A 17315-nucleotide genomic window follows, 5' to 3' on the forward strand; every position below is an offset into this window, starting at 1 on the left:
CCGGCGCCCGACGGCCGGACGGCTGTCGAGCGGACCCGCTGGGACGCCGAGCACCGCGAGGTGCGGGTCGGCGACCGGAGCGAACCGGAGCTGCTGGTGGTCCCGGAGAACGCCAATCCGGGCTGGGTGGCCCGGCTGTCGGGCACCGAGCTCCGCGCCGTGACGGTCGACGGGTGGATGCAGGGCTACCTGCTGCCGGAGGGCCCCGGCGGAACCGTCCGGTTGGACTTCGCGCCCGCCGCGGACTACGACCGGGCGCTGCTCGTCGGCGCCGTGGCGGTGCTGCTGCTCGTGCTGCTCTGCCTCCTCCCGGCCCGCCCGGTGGTCGTCCCTGGCCGGCGGACGGCGCCGGTCGAGCGTCTCGACGGCGTGGACCGGTGCCACGCTGGTGGCCCTGGTCGCGCTGGGGATGGCGCTGGTCGGGGGCGCGGTCGGCGTCGTCCTGCTCGCCCTCCTCTGGGCGGTGGGCCGGAGAGCCGGGGCGCGCGCGGCCGCCGTCCTCGGCGCCGTGGCCGCGGGCGCACTCCTCACCGCCGGCCTCCTGCTCCTGGTCGTGCCCGACGGCACCGGAACGGCCCGGCAGGTGCTGGCGATCACGGCGCTGGCCGCCGCGGCGGCGGGCGTGCTCCCGGTCCGCGGACTGCGGCGGCTGGGGCAGGGCCGGGTCGGGACGGCGGTACGCCGGGTGGGCCGGCTCGGGGCGGGAGCGCTGCGCCGGGTGGGCCGGCTCGGGGCGGTCGCGCGGCGCCGGGTGGCGCGGCTCCTCCCCGCCAGATCGAGGACCTGAGAAACCTGCCGGAACCGGGCAGCAACTCCTGTCCTCGTGGGCTCCGCGGGGCCATCCTGGGCGCGCCCGCAGAGGCCGACCCCGGAGGTCCCGCCGTGCCACCGACGCTTCCCCGTTCGCTGGTCGCCGAGTTCCTCGGCACCGCCCTGCTCGTGTTCCTCGCCGTCGGTGCGGCGGTGGGCGGCATCGACAGCATCGGCGCCCTCGGCGTGGCGCTGGCCTTCGGCCTCACCCTGCTCGCGCTCGCCTATGCGATCGGGCCGGTCTCCGGCTGCCACATCAACCCGGCGGTCACCCTCGGCGTGCTGCTGTCCGGCGGGATGACCGCGGCCGAGGCCGGGGCCTACTGGGTCGTCCAGTTCGCCGGCGGCATCGCCGGCGCCGCGCTGCTCCAGCTGCTCACCAGCGACTTCGGCGAGGTCACCGACCAGACCGGCGTGCTCGGCGCCAACGACTGGGGCGCCACCATCAGCGGCGGCGGGGCGTTCCTGCTCGAGGTGCTGCTGACCTTCGTGCTCGTCGCGGTGGTCCTGCTGGTGACCGGCAAGGCCGCGGCGCCGGGCTTCGCCGGGCTGGCCATCGGCCTCACCCTCGCCGCCGTGCACCTGATCGGCATCCCGCTGGACGGCACCTCGGTCAACCCGGCGCGGTCGCTCGGCCCGGCGCTGTTCGCCGGCGGCGACCCGCTGGCCCACGTCTGGCTGTTCATCGTCGCCCCGCTGGTCGGCGCGGTGATCGCCGTCGGCGCCGTCCGCTTCCTGGCGCCCCCGACGCTCACCCCCGCCCAGGCCGAGGCCGGTACCGACGAGACCGGCGTCCAGCTGCCCGAGGAGCAGACCGGCCGGCGGAGCTGAGCCGTCCCCCGTGCGGGTCGCGCCGCCCGCCCGGGCGTGTGACCGCCGCGGGGGCGGGGCAGAGTGGGGGAGTGCCGAGCCCCCAGTCCGCCGAGTCCGACCTGCCCGACGACGTCGAACCGGGCGCCGACGACGCCGAGGGCGCGACGATCACTCCCTACCGCGACGGGCCGCTGATCGTGCGCGGCGACTTCCGGCTGCTCGACCAGGACGGCGGGGAGATCGACCCGGGGCGCCGCACGATCGCGCTGTGCCGGTGCGGCAAGTCCGGGATCAAGCCGTTCTGCGACGGCACGCACAAGCGGGCCGGCTTCTCCGCGCCCAGCGCACCGAGCCGACCCCGCCCCGCCGCCCAGCTCCGGGCGGAGCCGGACGTCCCGGCCTGACCGGACGTCCCGGCCTGACCGGGCGGCCCGGCCGGCTCAGGCGGCCAGCGAGGGCTCGCGGCGGAGGGCCGACCGGCCCGCCTCCCACGCGCCGAGCAGGTGACGGGCGGCGACGCCGTCCATCGCCAGGGAGCAGCGCGCCCCGAACAGCACGTCCTCGGTGAGGGCGGGGTTCTCCGCGACGAAGGACCCGCACATGTCCACCGAGGCGATCTGCTCGTGCACCGCGTCGGCCTCGACGTGCTCGTCGTAGAAGACCGACGTCGACGGGCCGTAGCCCAGCCGGCGCAGCCCCGCGGCGTAGCGGCGGGCTGGGCTCCGACGAGGTCATCTCGACCGTGGCCAGGTGACCGAGCGCCGCGCCGCGCCACCGCCGGTGCAGGCCGAACAGCGACATCGTGTTGACGTTGGCGAAGGCGACGGCGGGTGCGTCCTCCCACAGCGCGCCGTAGCCGGCGTCCAGGTCGAGGTCGCGCATCAGGCCGGCGAACAGCTCGCTGTGCATGCGGGCGGCCGATCCGCCGCCGTACTCGTCGGCCTGGATCTCGACCATCGCGGCCTTCGTCCGGCCGGAGAGCCGCGGCACGGCGAACGTGTGCGGGTCGGCCTCCTTGAGGTGGTAGACCGACCGCAGCACCAGGTACTCCCGCCACTGCTCGAGGCTGCCCTCGCGGGCCATGAACCTCGACAGCGACGGGCCGTCGTCCTCGGTGATGGCCCGGGTCAGCTGCACGTCGATCGGCTCGTCGGTGACCGGCACCGGCCCGACCAGGTGCCGCAGCGCGGCCAGGTGCCGGCGCTCCAGCCCGGCACGGAGCCCCAACAGCTGCGGATCCCACTCCCACGCGTCGTCGACCTCGTCGAAACCGCGGTAGTGCAGCTCGTAGCAGACCGCCAGCGACAGCTGCAGGTCCTCGTCGGCGAACGCGCCGGCCGGGTCGTCGGCCAGCCGGTCGGCGGCCGTCACGGTCCCGGCGGAGAGCGCGGAGCCGGAGGCCAGGTCGCGGACGAGGGACTCGCTGAGGGGACCGCGGGCAGCAGGCAGGTGCATGAGGTCGACCATGCCCAGGACCAGCGCGATCGAAGCCTTGCTGCATGTGATGTCCCCCGTGGGTAGGACCCCGCCATGCCTGAGCTCAGCGCGCGCGTCGTCGTCGTCACCGGAGGGAGCGCCGGCATCGGCCGCGCCACCGTGGAGCGGCTGGTCCTCGGTGGTGCGCGGGTGGTGACCTGCGCCCGGGACGGCGACCGGCTCGCGGACGCCGTCGGTGCCCTGCCCGGCGTGACCTCCGTGACCGCAGACGTGGCCTGACGCCGCCGACCGGGTCCGACTGGTCGAGGCGGTGCTCTCCGAGCACGGCCGGCTCGACGGCGTCGTCCTCAACGCGGGGCTGGGCTGGGCCGGGCTGGTCGAGGAGATGCCGGGGGAGGTGGTCGAAGGCATCGTCGCGCTCAACCTCACCGGCGCCGTCGAGCTGACCCGGCTGGCGTTGCCGCACCTGCTCGCCGCCGCGCGCGAGCGGGGGAGGGCCGACGTCGTCGCGGTCTCCTCGGTCGCCGCCTGGGCGCAGGTGCCTCCGCTGACCGTCTACTCGGCGACGAAGGCCGGGCTCGCGGGGTTCGTGAAGGGGCTGCGCCGCGAGGTGACCGCCCGCGGTGTGCGGGTGCACACGGTGAACCCGTTCTTCGTCGAGACCGAGTGGCTCGCCCGCGGCCACGGGCACGCGCCGGTCTCCGACACCGACGCCGAGGGCCGGCTGTCCCGTGGCATCGCGCCCGGGCGGGTGGCGGACCGGATCGCGGACTGCCTCCACCGCGCCGCGGTCGCGCACGATCTCGGTGCCGCGGTGGGCCGGCGCCGCCCGGCTGGGCGAGGTGACGCCGGTCAACCGGGTGCTCGACGCGGTGCTCTCCCGGCAGGCGGGCCGCATCCGCGCCGCCGCCCGGTCCGCGGTCGAGCGGCGCACCGGCTGAGCCGCCCCACCTACGATCCGGGCGTGCGGCCCTTCCTCCTGCTCTCCACCCGGCCCGAGGACGACGCCGCCGACGACGAGTACGCGGGCTTCCTGCGCGCGACCGGTCTGGCCGAGCACCGGCTGCACCGCATCCGCGTCGAGGCCGGGCCGCTGCCCGAGCTCGACCTGGACGGGTACGCCGGCCTCCTGCTCGGCGGCAGCCCGTTCAACGCCAGCGACCCGGAGCCGGCGAAGAGCGACGTCCAGCGCCGGGTGGAGCGCGACCTGGCCCGGCTGCTGGACGACGTCGTCGCCCGGGACGTCCCGTTCCTCGGCGCCTGCTACGGCATCGGGACCCTCGGCGTCCACCAGGGCGGCGTCGTCGACCGCACCTACGGGGAGCCGATCTCCGCCGTGCGGGTGCAGCTCACCGGCGCCGGCCGCGCCGATCCGCTGCTCGCCGGCATGCCCGCGTCGTTCGACGCCTTCGTCGGGCACAAGGAGGCGTGCCGCGTGCTGCCGCCGTCCGCGACGCTGCTGGCCGGCTCCGCTGGCTGCCCGGTGCAGATGTTCCGCGTCGGGCGCAACGTCTACGCCACCCAGTTCCACCCGGAGCTCGACGTCGCGGGGCTGGTCACCCGCATCCACGTCTACCGCGACGCCGGCTACTTCCCGCCGTCCGAGCTCGAGGAGCTCGTCGCCCGCGTCACCCCTGCCGTCGTCACCGAGCCGGCCCGCATCCTCGCCGCCTTCGCCGACCGCTACGCCTGACGGTTCGTGCACTCACCGTCGTCCGGGCGCCGGGATGACCGCGGTTCGTGCACACACCGCGGCCGGTCCGGCGGCCCTGCGAAATCGGCGCGAGATCGGATCGGTCCCGGTCTAGGGTGCCTCCTCATGCCCGAGACCGACGACGTCCTGACCTGCGATCTCTGCGGGGGCGCTCTCGACGCCGAGGACTGGGCCGCGACTGAGCTCCGCGTGGAGGTGTCCCGCGAGGAGGATGGCGAACTCCGCTACTGGGTAGCCGACTTCTGCACCCAGGAGCACGCGGCGGAGTGGTTCCGTCGTCCGCTGCCGTCGCCGCAGCCCCCGGCGCCGATCGAGCAGTCACCCTGGCGAGACCGGGCGGAGGCCGCCGGCTGCTTCGGAGCGTTGACGGCGGTCCTGCTGCTCGTCGTCGTGGGCGCCTGGAACGTGGTCGAGTGGGCGCTCGACCTCCTCTGAGCCGCCGATGGTTCGTGCACGAACCGTCGTCCGGACGGCGGGATGACCGCGGTTCGTGCACGAACCGCGTGCCCCGATCGGGCGGGGCGGGCTAGTCCAGAGCCAGCTGGACGTCGGTGTAGCTCGCGCTGACGTACACGTCGACCACGTCCTCCGGGGCCATGCTCCGCAGCGCGAACAGCTGCGACCCCTTCGCGCGGGGCTTCAGGTCGCCGAGCTGGGCATCGCTCAACTGCATGTTCAGGTCACCACCGGTCGCGCTGTACGCGTCGGGGTCGACGTCGTCGGTCTCGTTGAGCAGCCCGACGAGGTCCTCGAGCTCGACCTGCGTCCCGTCCTTCCCGACCACCGTCACGCCTCCGAGGTAGGTCTCCTCGGTGCTGTTGTTCGTCAGCTCCACCTGGACGAGCGTGACGTCGGCAAAGGGCCCGCCGACGGCCTGGAGATAGGCCGCTACGTCGCTCGCGAGCGGAGCAGTGGCCGGCGCCGGCAGAGCCAGCGCGATCTCGACACCGTCCTCCGTCGTCCCGCTGTAGGCGCCCGGGCCACCCGTGTTGAGCGAGCTCGACGGCGAGTCGGCGGGGGTCTCCGAGGCGACCGGCGCGTCCTTCGCGACCAGGTGCGCCTTCTCGAGCTTCTCGAAGCCGGCGTCCATCGCCGCGCGGAGCGCCGGGACGTCGGCCTCCCCGAGGCCGCCGACGAAGACGCTGTGCATGTTGTGGCCCAGACGGTTGAAGCCGAGGGCGAACTCGATCGGGAACGCCGAGACCTGCCCCCTCATGCGGATGCCCAGGGTGTCGTCACCGTGCTCGGGCACGTCCAGCGTGCTGATCGAGAGCGTCACCGGGACCCCGTCGGCGGAGAACGTCAGCTCGTCGCAGTCGTCGATGATGCCCTTGAGCTCGTCGAGCGCGTCGGCAAGGGCGTCCTCGTCCTCGTTCGAGCTCACGGACTGGCTCAGGGAGGAGATGGCCTCCTCGCCGGCGTCGAAGCTCCGCTCCACCTCGGCGACGACGTCGCTGTCGTCGTCGTCGCCGATGCCGGCCTCGAGCGCGGCGGCGCACTCGGACGTGCCGAAGTCGGTGTCGTCCTCCTCCTCGTCATCGGTGGAGGAGCTGAGCACGTACCCCTCGGGGAGGTCGGCCGGGCTGAGGAGCACGGTCGACAGCTGCCCCGCCGTCAGGACGTCGCCGGGGCTGGACTCCTGTCCGGCGGCTCCTGATTCCGTGGTCGTACCGCCGTCGGAGCTGGAACCGCCGCAGGCGGTCAGGGTCACGGCCAGGACCACTGCCGCGGCTGCGCGACCACTGTGGACGGACAGCGCAGCGCTCGATCCGAGCGACAGGCGTCGGACGCCGCGAGGCCGCCCGACGGAGTTCGGCGAAGCCGCCACGCGCTTGCTCAGTGTTCGCATGCGCCTAGGTTCGGCAGTGCCGACCGACGGGTTCACCTGAGAGCCGCTTGCGAAACGGGACTGGCCCCATCCGCATCAGTCGCCCCGGGGTCGATGGGCACGTCCGGGCCTTCGCGCAACCACTGGGCGAGCGTGCACTTGTCGGGGCCTCGACAGCGGGATGACCCCGGCAACTGCACGATCGGGAGCCGCGGCAGAGCCTGGGCGCACCGCGGGCCCCCGTCCTGGCGGGCAGGACGGGGGCCGCGGCGTGCGACGGGACGCAGATGCCAGGCGACTCAGATGTCGTAGTACATCGCGAACTCGTGCGGGTGCGGGCGCAGGCGGATCGGGTCGATCTCGTTGGCCCGCTTGTAGTCGATCCACGTCTCGATCAGGTCGGGCGTGAAGACCCCGCCGTCGATCAGGTACTCGTGGTCGGCCTCGAGGTTGTCCAGCGCGGCGTCCAGCGACGCGGGGACCTTCTCGATGCCCAGGGCCTCCTCGGGCGGCAGCTCGTAGAGGTCCTTGTCGACCGGCGCCGGCGGCTCGATCTTGTTCTTCACGCCGTCGAGGCCGGCCATCAGCATCGCCGAGAAGGCGAGGTAGGGGTTGGCCGACGGGTCGGGCACGCGGAACTCGATGCGCTTGGCCTTCGGGCTGTCACCGGAGATCGGGATGCGCAGGCACGCCGAGCGGTTGCGGGCCGAGTAGACCAGGTTGATCGGGGCCTCGTAGCCCGGCACCAGGCGGTGGTAGCTGTTGACCGTCGGGTTGGTGAAGGCCAGCAGCGACGGGGCGTGCGCGAGCAGGCCGCCGATGTAGTGGCGGGCCATGTCGGACAGACCCGCGTAGCCGGTCTCGGCGTGGAAGAGCGGCTGCCCGTCCTTCCAGAGGCTCTGGTGGCAGTGCATGCCCGAGCCGTTGTCGCCGAACAGCGGCTTGGGCATGAAGGTCGCGGTCTTGCCGGCGGCCCAGGCGGTGTTCTTGATGATGTACTTGAACAGCATCAGGCTGTCGGCCGAGCGCAGCAGGGTGTCGAACTTGTAGTTGATCTCGGCCTGCCCGCCGGTGCCCACCTCGTGGTGGCCGCGCTCGAGCTGGAGGCCCGCCTTGGTCAGGTTGACCATCATGTCCGAGCGCAGATCGCTCTGCTGGTCGTAGGGCTCGACCGGGAAGTAGCCGCCCTTGGGGCGGGCCTTGTAGCCGCGGTTCGGGCTGCCGTCGAGCTCGGTGGCCGCACCCGAGCGCCAGGAGCCCTCCTCGGACTCGATGTGGTAGTAGCCCTCGTTGATCGAGGTGTCGTACCGGACCGAGTCGAAGACGTAGAACTCGGCCTCGGGCCCGAAGTAGGCGGTGTCGGCGATGCCGCTGGAGGCGAGGTACGCCTCGGCCTTCTTCGCGACGTTGCGCGGGTCGCGGCTGTAGGCCTCGCGCGTGATCGGGTCGTGGATGAAGAAGTTGACGTTCAGCGTCTTGTGCTTGCGGAACGGGTCCACGAAGGCGCTGTTGGCGTCGGGCAGCAGCAGCATGTCCGACTCGTTGATCGCCTGGAACCCGCGGATCGACGACCCGTCGAAGCCCAGACCGTCGGAGAACGTGTCCTCACCGAAGGTCGACGCCGGGATGGTGAAGTGCTGCATGACGCCGGGCAGGTCGCAGAAGCGCACGTCGACGAACTCGACGTCGTTGTCGCGGATGTAGCTGGCGACCTCGTCGGGACTGTTGAACATCGATCCCTCCGGGTTTGTGGACGGCCGAACGAGAAGCTACGAGGGCGGAGTTGCCCCGCCGTGTCCCGAGTGTTTCGGGGCGGTAACAACGCGGCCCGGCGTGTCGGGCTCCCGTCCGGCGCGTTCCAGGGGTGCTTCGAGCCAGGTTCTAGGCTGGCAGTCATGGGCAGGGACGTGCAGCCACCTTCTCAGGAGCGACGGCGGGGCGCCTCCCTGGGGCTCCCGGCCGACGGCGCCGGCTCGCTGGCGGCGTTCAGCACGCGGATCGGCGCCTTCCTGATCGACTCGCTGGCCGCGGCCCTGGTGGCGGGGCTGTTCACCGCTCCCGAGCTGCCCGGCAACTGGAGCCTGGTGTCGTTCGCGGCGCTCACCGTCGTGTTCCTCGTGGTCGCGGGCCAGACCCCCGGCATGCGGCTGCTCGGCCTGCGGCTGGCCCACCCGCGGCCCGGGCAGCGGCTCGACCTGTGGCGCGCCGTCGTCCGCACCGCGCTGCTCGTGCTGCTGGTGCCTGCCCTGCTCGTCGACGCCGACGGCCGCGGCCTGCACGACCGGCTCACCGGCACGGCCGTCGTCCGCGACCGGGCGTAGCACCCGGCCGCGGACGACGGCGGCCCCGCGTCAGGGCTGCTGCGCCGGCTCCAGCTCCGCCCCGAGGTGGAGGTGGTGCTCCTGCTCGGCGTGCCCACGCGGCTGGTGCGCCAGCGCCGAGGGGTTCTCGTAGGCGCTCTCCGCGTGCAGCGCGGTGTCCAGGCCCTGGCGCTCCTGCTCCGGGGTGACCCGGATGCCCACGGTCCGGTCGAGGACCTTGGCCAGCAGGAAGGTCAGCGTGAACGTCCACGCGCAGGTGGCCAGCAGCGCGAGGGCCTGCTTGCCGAGGAGCCCGGCGCCGCCGCCGTAGAGGAGGCCGGCCACGCCGGTGGGGGCGTCGGGGTGCGCGATGAGGCCGATGGCCAGCGCGCCGACGATGCCGCCGACCAGGTGCAGCGCGACGACGTCGAGGGCGTCGTCGTAGCCGAAGCGGTGCTTGAGCAGGACGGCGAAGTAGCAGACGACGCCGGCGGCCACGCCGATGGCCATCGCCCCGACCGGGGAGACCGTGCCGCACGACGGGGTGATCGCGACCAGCGCGGCGATCGCGCCGGAGCAGGCGCCCAGCGTGGTGGCGTGCCCGTCGCGGACCTTCTCGACGACCAGCCAGGCGCAGGCGCCGGCGCAGGCGGCGGCGAGGGTGTTGAAGATGGCGACGGCGGCGTCGTTGTCCGCGGCGCCGAGCGCCGAGCCGTCGAAGCCCAGCCAGCCGGTGAGCAGCAGCCCGACGCCGACGACGACGAAGGGCAGGTTGTGCGCCTTGGGCTGCACCGGCCACGTCCGGCGCTTGCCGAGCACGATCGCCAGGGCCAGCGCCGCGATGCCGGAGTTGACGTGGATGGGCGTGGAGCCGGCGTAGTCGACGGCGCCGAGCACGTTGGCCAGCCAGCCGCCGGTGGTGCTGCCGTCCTCGGCGTCGAACGCGAAGGTCCAGTGCGCGACGGGCAGGTAGCAGAGCACGACCCAGAGGCCGGCGAACACCATCCAGGCGCCGAACTTCATCCGGTCGGCCGCCGCGCCGGCGATGATGCCGATGGTCAGCCCGGCGAAGCTCAGGTGGATGGCGGCCAGCCCCAGCGGGGGCAGCCCGTCGGCGTCGTCGGGGGAGAGCAGCTGGCCCAGGCCGGCGAACTCCAGCGGGTTGCCCAGCAGGCCGGCGCCGCCGAGGGAGTCGCCGAAGACGGCGGAGTAGCCGACGGCGACCCAGGTGAACGCGGTCAGGGCGAAGGCGCCGAAGACCATCATCATCATGTTCGTCGTCGTCCGGCGGGAGACCATCCCGCCGTAGAAGAGGACGAGGCCGGGCAGCATGAGGACGACCGCGATGATCGCGGTCAGCAGCCATGCCGTGTTGCCGGTCGTGGTCGGATCCATGTGCGCCTCCAGGGGGACGGCCGGGGCGCACCGACACCTTCGATGCGCTATCGGAAGTCTGCGGAGGCGTCGTTCCGATGCGTTATCGAATTCGTGTCGCGCAGGTTACGGTTCGTCCCCCGCCGCCAGGGCCGCCCGCTCGACCTCGGCCGAGCGGGCCGGATCGGCGAGCAGCGCGCGCACCGCGGTCCGCGCGGCGAGCTGCGCCGCGGCCGCGGGGTCGGGGAGCACCGCACCTCGGCCGGCGTCGTCCGGCGTCGGCGTCCGGAACCGGTGCTGCACCCCCTCGGTCTGCGCGAGGCAGGCCGTCACCGCGGCGCGCGGGTCGCCCGCGAGGAAGTCGCCGGATGTCATCCCGGCCGCGACGATCCGCTCGAGCTCGGCGCGCAGCTGCCCGTAGTCGGCCAGGATCTCGGCGAACGAGTCCGGCTGCGCGTGCGCGGCCCGCTCGAGGTCGTAGAAGTCCAGCGCGCCGCGGCACATCTGCAGCACGTCGGCGTGCAGGACGGCGTACAGGTGCACCGGCGGGGGAGTGGCGGCCGCGGGCCAGCCGGCGGGCCACCTCCAGCGACTCGCGGTTGGCGCCGGTCAGCGCCAGCAGCAGGTCCTCCTTGGAGCGGAACCAGTAGTAGACCGACGACTGGCCCAGCCCGACCGACCGGGCGATCTCCGACATGGTCGTCGCCGCGTAGCCGCGGTCGGCGAACAGCCGTGCCGCGGACTCGAGGATCTCCTGCCGCGGGTCGCCGGCGGGGGCGACGCCGGTGCGCCGCGGGCGCCCGAGGGTGCGGGGGCGTTCCGGGGTGCCGGAGCGCGGGGGAGAGGTCGGGGAGTCGGCCATGGGCGGAAGTTAACACGACCGACACCGTTTCGATGCGGCATCGGAATGCGCGGACGGCACCTTTCGACATGACATCGAAAGCCCCGCCAGGAGGAACCATGACCATCACCACCGGCACCAGCACGCAGCGCGACGCGCAGGACGTCGAGGCGGTCCGCGCCCGGCTGGAGGCCGCCGGCGTCCGGTACGCCCTGGCCGGCTTCAGCGACCTGCACGGCCGGCTCAAGGGCAAGGTCGTGCCGCTGGCCCACCTCGGGAACATGGCGGCGGGCTCCGAGCTGTTCACCGGCGCGGCGCTGGACGGCGTCCCGCAGCACATCAACGACGAGGAGGTCTCGGCGCACCCGGACCTGGCGCGCGGCTTCCAGCTGCCGTGGAAGCGCGACGTCGCCTACTTCCCGTCCACCCTCTACACCGGGGGCGAGCCGTTCGAGGCCGGGGCCCGCTGGATCCTGCAGCGCCAGATCGCCGCCGCCGCCGAGCTCGGGTTCACCTTCAACCTCGGCATCGAGACCGAGTTCTTCGTCCTCAAGGACGGCGCGGACGGCCCCGAGGAGGTCTCCGACCGGGACACTGCGGCCAAGCCCTGCTACGACCTGACGACGACGCTGGACAACTTCGGCTGGCTCACCGAGCTGGTCGAGGCGATGGACGAGCTGGGCTGGGGCGTCTACTCCTTCGACCACGAGGACGCCCGCGGCCAGTTCGAGATCGACTTCGGCTACGCCGACGCGCTCACCTCCGCCGACCGGGTCAGCTTCTTCCGCATGATGGCCGGCGAGATCGCCCGCAAGCACGGCTACTTCGCCTCGTTCATGGCCAAGCCGTTCGCCGACCGGACCGGGTCCGGCGCGCACTTCAACATGTCGCTGGCCGACGTCACCACCGGCGTCAACCTGTTCGCGGAGGGCGAGGACCCCAAGGGCGCCGGGGTCACCGAGCTCGGCTACGCGTTCATCGCCGGGATCCTGCGGCACGCCAAGGCCATCAGCGCGGTCATCGCGCCGACGGTCAACAGCTACAAGCGGCTGGTCCGCAAGGGCTCGATGTCCGGCTCCACCTGGGCACCGGTGTTCGTCAGCTACGGCGACAACAACCGCACGAACATGGTGCGCATCCCGCTGGCCGGCGGCCGGGTCGAGTGCCGCGCCGCCGACATCTCCTGCAACCCCTACCTGGGCGCGGCGATGATCCTCGCCGCCGGGCTCGAGGGGGTCCGGGAGCACCTGGACCCGGGCGCGCCGCACCGCGAGAACATGTACGAGTACACCGACGCCCAGATCGCCGAGCTGGGCATCGACCTGCTGCCCCGCGACCTCTCCGGCGCGATCGACGCCTTCGAGGCCGACGCGCTGTCCCGCGAGGTGTTCGGCCCGGCGCTCTACGACTCGTTCATCGATTACAAGCGTGGCGAGTGGGAGTCCTACCAGTCGCACATCTCCGCCTGGGAGACGGAGCGCTACCTGAAGTTCTTCTGATGGCCGCGTCGTTCGACCTCGGCAGGTTCGCGCTGGAGTCCGGCGCGGACCTGCCGGCCCGGCTCGGCTACACCACCCACGGCACGCTGGCGCCGGACGGCGGCAACGCCGTCCTGGTGCCCAGCTACTACACCGGCACCTCGGCCAGCTACGCGCCCTGGATCGGCCCGGGCGGGGTGCTGGACACCGACGAGCTGTTCGTCGTCGCGGTGGACATGCTCGGCAACGGCGTCTCGACCTCGCCGTCGAACGCCCCGCCGGAGGTGGCGGGGCCGGACTTCCCGCTGGTGACGGTGCGCGACCAGGTGCGGGCCCAGCGGCTGCTCCTCGACGCGCTCGGGGTCGGCCGGCTGCGGCTGGTCGTCGGGTGGTCGATGGGGGCGATGCAGGCCTACGAGTGGGCGGTCACGCACCCGGACGACGTCGACGCGCTGCTCCCGATCTGCGGCGCAGCCCGCTGCTCCCCGCACAACGCGGTCTTCCTCGAGGGGGTGCGGGCGGCGCTGCTGGCCGACCCCGAGTTCCGCGGCGGGCGGTACGCCGCACCCCCGCGGGCCGGGCTGGCGGCGTTCGGCCGGGTGTACGCCGGCTGGGCCTACTCGCGGGAGTTCTTCGCCGCGGGCACCCACCGGGAGCTGGGCTACCCGACCGTGCAGTCGGTCCTGGACGGCTGGGCCGACGACCACGCCGCCATGGACGCCAACGACCTGCTGGCGATGATGGCCACCTGGCTCAGCGGGGACGTCGGCCGGGACCGGCCCGGCGGGTACGACGCCGCGCTGCGCTCGGTGCGGGCGCGCACGATCGTGCTGCCGTCGACCACCGACGCGTACTTCACCCTCGCCGACGCGGAGGTGGAGGCATCGCTCGTACCGGGGGCGGAACTGCGGCCGCTGCGCTCGGACCTGGGGCACGTGGCCGGTCGCCCGGGCGTCCGGGCGGCGGAGACCGCGGAGATCGCCCGGGCGGTGCGGGACCTGCTCGCCGGCTGACCTCGGGAATGCGGTGGACCGGCGGTGCGGCCGGCCGCAGACTGCCGGGCGTGATCGTCCGCCGCGAGCTGCCCGCCGACGCCGACGCCGTCCGCGCGGTGCACCGCGCCGCCTTCGCCCGGGACCCGGCCACGGGGGCGGACCGCGCCCCGGCCGACGTCGTCGAGCCGGGGCTGGTCGACGAGCTCCGCCTCGACACCGGCTTCCTGCCCGCGCTCTCGCTCGTCGCCGAGGTGGACGGCGTCGTCGTCGGGCACGTGATCGCCACCCGTGGGCACCTGGACCCCGGCGACGCGCCGGCTCTCGGGCTCGGCCCGCTCGGGGTGCTGCCGGGGATGCAGGGGCGCGGTGTCGGCACCGTGCTGGTGCACGCCCTGCTCGCCGTCGCGGAGGCCGCGGGGGAACAGCTGGTCGCGCTGCTGGGCGAGCCGGCCTACTACCGCCGGTTCGGCTTCCGGCCGGCCGCGGAGTTCGGCGTCACCGCGCCGGAGCCGGCGTGGGGCGGCTACTTCCAGGCCCGGCTGCTCGGTGGTTCGGCGACGGTCGGGGGTGCCTTCCGCTACGCGGCCCCCTTCGACCGGCTCTGAACGCGGGGCCCTGAACGCGGGGCCCCGAACACGCAGGAGGCCCCGTCCGGAACCGGACGGGGCCTCCTGCGGGAGCGAATGGATCAGCGGCGGCGCACCTGGCGCTGGCTGATCGACATCTGCCGGCCGCCGGGCAGCGGACCGCCGGGCACGGGCATCTTCGGGCCGCCGAGCGCGCTCAGCCGGCGGCCGAGGGTGTTGAGCTCGCCGGCGCTGAGGTTGCGCGGCAGCTTCATGACGTGGGCGCTGAGCTTCGGCAGCGGCACCTGACCCTCCCCGTCGCCGACGAGGATGTCGTAGATCGGGGTGTCGCCGACGAGGCGCGCGACCTTCTTCTTCTCCTGCGCGAGCAGGTTGCGCACGCGGGCGGGGGAGCCCTCGGCGACCAGGATCACCCCGGGCCGGCCCAGCACGCGGTGGACGGCGTCCAGCTGCGTGGTCCCGGCGACGCCGGAGGTCACCCGCCAGTCACCGCGCAGGCCCTCGAGCACCCAGGCGGCAGCGCCGGGCTGGCCCTCCACCTGGCGGTACGCCGACCCCTGCGCGCGCCGGCCGAAGACGATGAGCGCGGCGAGCAGGCCGAAGAGCACGGCCAGCGGGATGAAGACCAACGGCAGGCCGATCAGGATGCCGATCAGCTCGATGACGGCGCCGACCGCCACGAAGGTGATGAGCAGGATCCACGGCAGCTTCGGGTCGTTCTTCGCGGTCATCGAGTACGCCTGCTTGATCATGCGGGCGTTCGTGCCGAGCTTCTTCAGCCGGCCGACCTTGGGGTTGCCCTTCTTGTCCAGCTTCGGCGCCGTGGCGGCGGTCGAACCGGACGAGGGCTTGCTGCGTGCCATGCCCCCAGGATAGGGGCCGGGGAGATCAGACCTGGGGAGCGAGCCCGCGGGCGGCCACGGCCTGCTGGTAGAGCCGCCCGGCGCGGTACGAGCTGCGCACCAGCGGGCCGGCGAGCACGCCCGGGAAGCCGATCGCCTCGGCGTCGGCCTGCAACTGCACGAACTCGTCGGGCTTGACCCAGCGGACGACGGGGTGGTGCCGCGGCGACGGGCGGAGGTACTGGGTGATCGTGAGCAGGTCGCACCCGGCGTCGTGCAGCGCCTGCATCGTCTCCACGACCTCCTCGGGCTCCTCGCCCATGCCGAGGATGAGGTTGGACTTGGTCACCAGGCCGGCCTCGCGGGCCGCGGTGATGACGGCGAGCGACCGCTCGAAGCGGAAGCCCGGGCGGATGCGCTTGAAGATCCGCGGCACCGTCTCGACGTTGTGCGCGAGCACCTCGGGGCGGGAGGAGAAGACCTCGGCCAGCTGCGCCGGGTCGGCGTTGAAGTCGGGGATGAGCAGCTCGACGCCGCAGCCGGGGAGCTGGGCGTGGATCTGGCGGACGGTCTCGGCGTACAGCCACGCGCCGCCGTCGGGCAGGTCGTCGCGGGCGACGCCGGTGACCGTGGCGTACCTCAGGCCCATGGTGGCGACGCTCTCGGCGACCCGGCGGGGCTCGTCGGCGTCGAAGTCCGCGGGCTTGCCCGTGTCGATCTGGCAGAAGTCGCAACGCCGGGTGCACTGGTCGCCACCGATGAGGAAGGTGGCCTCGCGGTCCTCCCAGCACTCGTAGATGTTGGGGCAGCCCGCCTCCTCGCACACCGTGTGCAGGCCCTCGCGGCGGACCAGCGACTTCAGCTCGGTGTATTCCGGGCCGGTCTTCAGCCGGGTCTTGATCCACTCGGGCTTGCGCTCGATCGGCACCTGGCTGTTGCGGACCTCGAGCCGCAGCAGCTTGCGGCCGGCCGGCGCGGTGGTGGAGTCCTGGGCGGGGACCGGGGGCGCCGTCTCGCTCATGATCCCCACCGTACGCCGGGAAAGGCCGCAGCCCCCGTCGCGGAGGCGACGGGGGCTGCGACGTGGAGCACGGACGGGCAGGTCAGACGGGGTTGCCCTGCGGACCGGCGGTCGGGCCCTCGTCGGCGTTGCCGCCGCTGGTGAAGGGCTGCGGCGCGTCGGTGCCGTTGACGGTCTCGTCGTCGGGGCCGTCGCCGTCCACGAGCTGCGCGTCCCGGACGCCCATGTCGGACTCGTTCGGGGAGGCGTCGCCGGACTGGTCGGCGGTGGAGACGGTCTTGCCGGAGTTCTCGGAGCTGGGCACGGGGTCCTCTCGGTAGCTGGGAACCGGGCCGTCGCCGGCGGGCGCGGGGGTCCAGTCGTCGTCCTTCCTGCGGCGGAGGGCGACGAAGGCCGCGGTACCCAGCAGGAGCGCGCCGAACACCCAGGTCCAGCGGCGGCGCGGCTCGGGCTCGACGCCGGCCTTCCGCTTGACCGTCTTCGCGGTGGCGAGCGCGGCCTTCTCGAACTCGCGGTGCTTGCGTCCGGCGTTCTTGCGGGCCTTCTTCGCGACCTTGCGCGCCTTGCGGCCGGAGGACTCCGCCGCGGCGGCGAGCTCGGCCCGGCGTGCGTCGAGCTCGCTGCGCGCGCTGTCCACGCCGGCGACCAGCGTCTCGCGGGCGCTCTCCAGAGCCGGGGCCACCGCACCGCGGGCCGCGGCCACCTTGGGGGTGGCGTAGGCGAGTGCGGCGACCTGGGCGGCCTCGAGCCGCGGGACGACGTCGTCCTTGAGCGTCTTCTGCGCCGCCTCGACGCGGGGGGCGAGGTCGGCGGCGGCCCTGGCCGCGGCGACCTGGGCGGCGCTCACCGCCGAGGCGACCCGGGGCGCGGCGGCCTCGCGGGCCGCCTCCACCCGGGGTGCGAGGTCGGCGGCGGCCTTCGCGGCGGCCGCCTGGGCGGCGTCGAGCCGCGGGGCCAGCGCGGTGCGGGCGGCCTCGACCCTGGGCGCGAGGGTGTCACGGGCGGTGGCCACGGCCGGGGCGGCGGCGGCGACCGCGGCCGCCACCTTGGGGACGACGGCCTCGCGGGCCGCCTCGTATGCGGGTGCGGCGGCCTCGCGGGCAGCCGCCACCCGGGGGCTCACCTGCTCTGCGGCGAGCCGGCCTGCCTGGGTGGCCGCCACACCGAGGTGGGTGAAGCCCTCCTGCAGTTCGGCGCCGATGACCTGACCGCGCGTCTTCTTGCGGAACACGAGCTGCACCTCCGAGTTGATCGCTTGGCGATCATCCTGCCCGG

At 73.7% G+C, this 17315-nt stretch carries 18 protein-coding genes and 2 pseudogenes; 10 read left to right on the top strand and 10 right to left on the bottom strand.

Annotation, left to right across the window (positions count from 1 at the left end; translation table 11 throughout):
• Window positions 1-388 precede the first annotated feature (388 nt).
• The 3 genes from JKP75_RS06835 (at window position 389) to JKP75_RS06845 (ending at window position 2027) form a co-directional block, all read left to right on the top strand.
• Window positions 389-787, top strand: coding sequence for a hypothetical protein (locus JKP75_RS06835; protein ID WP_200492881.1), 399 nt, complete (start codon window positions 389-391; stop codon window positions 785-787).
• A 95-nt stretch (window positions 788-882) separates the two neighbouring features.
• Window positions 883-1641 carry an aquaporin gene (locus JKP75_RS06840; RefSeq protein WP_309229591.1) on the top strand — a complete coding sequence of 253 codons (759 nt, stop codon included), beginning with the start codon at window positions 883-885 and terminating at the stop codon, window positions 1639-1641.
• A gap of 71 nt (window positions 1642-1712) precedes the next feature.
• Entirely contained in the window at window positions 1713-2027 is a 315-nt protein-coding gene (locus JKP75_RS06845; RefSeq protein ID WP_200492051.1) for a CDGSH iron-sulfur domain-containing protein, read from the top strand.
• Window positions 2028-2063: 36 nt separating this feature from the next.
• Here JKP75_RS06845 and JKP75_RS20760 read toward each other — a convergent pair whose 3' ends face one another.
• Both JKP75_RS20760 and JKP75_RS23725 read right to left on the bottom strand, forming a co-directional pair.
• Window positions 2064-2252, bottom strand: a complete 189-nt coding sequence (locus JKP75_RS20760; RefSeq protein ID WP_375539235.1) for a hypothetical protein — start codon at window positions 2250-2252, stop codon at window positions 2064-2066.
• Between the two features lie 109 nt (window positions 2253-2361).
• Window positions 2362-3090 (bottom strand): annotated as a pseudogene (locus JKP75_RS23725) (iron-containing redox enzyme family protein); the annotation flags it as partial.
• A 63-nt stretch (window positions 3091-3153) separates the two neighbouring features.
• Here JKP75_RS23725 and JKP75_RS22555 point away from each other — a divergent pair.
• The 3 genes from JKP75_RS22555 (at window position 3154) to JKP75_RS06865 (ending at window position 5209) form a co-directional block, all read left to right on the top strand.
• On the top strand, window positions 3154-3339 hold the full coding sequence (locus JKP75_RS22555) for an SDR family NAD(P)-dependent oxidoreductase (RefSeq protein WP_255523240.1): 186 nt from the start codon (window positions 3154-3156) through the stop codon (window positions 3337-3339).
• Window positions 3340-3370: 31 nt separating this feature from the next.
• A complete protein-coding gene (locus tag JKP75_RS22560; RefSeq protein WP_309229592.1) occupies window positions 3371-4753 on the top strand; it encodes a glutamine amidotransferase in 1383 nt (460 codons plus the stop codon).
• Window positions 4754-4879: 126 nt separating this feature from the next.
• Window positions 4880-5209, top strand: coding sequence for a hypothetical protein (locus tag JKP75_RS06865; RefSeq protein ID WP_200492048.1), 330 nt, complete (start codon window positions 4880-4882; stop codon window positions 5207-5209).
• Window positions 5210-5300: 91 nt separating this feature from the next.
• Here JKP75_RS06865 and JKP75_RS06870 read toward each other — a convergent pair whose 3' ends face one another.
• Entirely contained in the window at window positions 5301-6485 is a 1185-nt protein-coding gene (locus JKP75_RS06870; protein WP_200492882.1) for a hypothetical protein, read from the bottom strand.
• A 416-nt stretch (window positions 6486-6901) separates the two neighbouring features.
• On the bottom strand, window positions 6902-8335 hold the full coding sequence (gene glnA / locus JKP75_RS06875; RefSeq protein WP_200492883.1) for a type I glutamate--ammonia ligase: 1434 nt from the start codon (window positions 8333-8335) through the stop codon (window positions 6902-6904).
• Window positions 8336-8497: 162 nt separating this feature from the next.
• Between glnA and JKP75_RS06880 the strand changes: the two genes are divergently transcribed.
• Window positions 8498-8923, top strand: coding sequence for an RDD family protein (locus JKP75_RS06880; RefSeq protein ID WP_200492045.1), 426 nt, complete (start codon window positions 8498-8500; stop codon window positions 8921-8923).
• 30 nt (window positions 8924-8953) lie between these two features.
• On the opposite strand, the gene JKP75_RS06885 is transcribed toward JKP75_RS06880, so the two are convergent.
• From JKP75_RS06885 to JKP75_RS24420, 3 genes and pseudogenes are all read right to left on the bottom strand, one after another.
• On the bottom strand, window positions 8954-10297 hold the full coding sequence (locus tag JKP75_RS06885) for an ammonium transporter (RefSeq protein WP_200492044.1): 1344 nt from the start codon (window positions 10295-10297) through the stop codon (window positions 8954-8956).
• Between the two features lie 105 nt (window positions 10298-10402).
• Window positions 10403-10819, bottom strand: a complete 417-nt coding sequence (locus tag JKP75_RS20775) for a hypothetical protein (protein WP_242472819.1) — start codon at window positions 10817-10819, stop codon at window positions 10403-10405.
• A gap of 79 nt (window positions 10820-10898) precedes the next feature.
• A pseudogene (locus tag JKP75_RS24420) lies at window positions 10899-11138 on the bottom strand (helix-turn-helix domain-containing protein); the annotation flags it as partial.
• 98 nt (window positions 11139-11236) lie between these two features.
• Between JKP75_RS24420 and glnT the strand changes: the two are divergent.
• The 3 genes from glnT to JKP75_RS06905 are packed head-to-tail and all read left to right on the top strand — an operon-like array spanning window position 11237 to window position 14195.
• On the top strand, window positions 11237-12616 hold the full coding sequence (gene glnT / locus JKP75_RS06895) for a type III glutamate--ammonia ligase (protein ID WP_200492042.1): 1380 nt from the start codon (window positions 11237-11239) through the stop codon (window positions 12614-12616).
• Window positions 12616-13608, top strand: a complete 993-nt coding sequence (locus tag JKP75_RS06900) for an alpha/beta fold hydrolase (RefSeq protein WP_200492041.1) — start codon at window positions 12616-12618, stop codon at window positions 13606-13608. The genes glnT and JKP75_RS06900 overlap by 1 nt, the downstream gene beginning before the upstream one ends.
• A 50-nt stretch (window positions 13609-13658) precedes the next feature.
• On the top strand, window positions 13659-14195 hold the full coding sequence (locus tag JKP75_RS06905) for a GNAT family N-acetyltransferase (RefSeq protein WP_200492040.1): 537 nt from the start codon (window positions 13659-13661) through the stop codon (window positions 14193-14195).
• 83 nt (window positions 14196-14278) lie between these two features.
• On the opposite strand, the gene JKP75_RS06910 is transcribed toward JKP75_RS06905, so the two are convergent.
• The 3 genes from JKP75_RS06910 to JKP75_RS06920 all read right to left on the bottom strand — a co-directional run bounded on the left by JKP75_RS06910 (window position 14279) and on the right by JKP75_RS06920 (window position 17280).
• Window positions 14279-15040, bottom strand: a complete 762-nt coding sequence (locus tag JKP75_RS06910) for a DUF4191 domain-containing protein (protein ID WP_200492039.1) — start codon at window positions 15038-15040, stop codon at window positions 14279-14281.
• A gap of 25 nt (window positions 15041-15065) precedes the next feature.
• A complete protein-coding gene (lipA, locus tag JKP75_RS06915; protein ID WP_200492038.1) occupies window positions 15066-16040 on the bottom strand; it encodes a lipoyl synthase in 975 nt (324 codons plus the stop codon).
• Window positions 16041-16122: 82 nt separating this feature from the next.
• Complete coding sequence (locus JKP75_RS06920) at window positions 16123-17280, bottom strand: hypothetical protein (RefSeq protein WP_200492885.1); 1158 nt, start codon at window positions 17278-17280, stop codon at window positions 16123-16125.
• Between the last annotated feature and the right edge of the window lie 35 nt (window positions 17281-17315).

The organism is Blastococcus sp. TML/M2B, from assembly GCF_016612865.1.
Lineage (GTDB): Bacteria > Actinomycetota > Actinomycetes > Mycobacteriales > Geodermatophilaceae > Blastococcus.